A 259-nucleotide genomic window follows, 5' to 3' on the forward strand; every position below is an offset into this window, starting at 1 on the left:
TATTGTTTGGGGCAATAGCGCTGTTATCTGCACTTAATATGCTGTTTAGAACGGGCAAGTCGGCGTTGTATCAAAAACTACCTGGTAAAGTAGGGCAAAGTGTTATGGGCGCATTTATTGGCTTTTTAAGCTCTATAGTGGGAATTGGTGGCGGCACTATTTCGGTGCCATTACTTACTTTATATAACTATCCTGCTCACAAGGCCGTTGGTACAGCTGCAGCAATTGGGTTAATTATTTCATTGCCTGGTGCGCTAAC

The 259-nt window shown here is 43.2% G+C and carries 1 protein-coding gene; it reads left to right on the top strand.

Annotated elements, in window-relative coordinates:
* A partial coding sequence (locus tag AAEY62_RS23260; RefSeq protein WP_350636803.1) for a TSUP family transporter occupies positions 1–259 on the top strand: 259 nt, incomplete at both ends.

Origin of the sequence: Pseudoalteromonas sp. GW168-MNA-CIBAN-0100, assembly GCF_040309225.1 — a bacterium.
Classification (GTDB): domain Bacteria; phylum Pseudomonadota; class Gammaproteobacteria; order Enterobacterales; family Alteromonadaceae; genus Pseudoalteromonas; species Pseudoalteromonas arctica.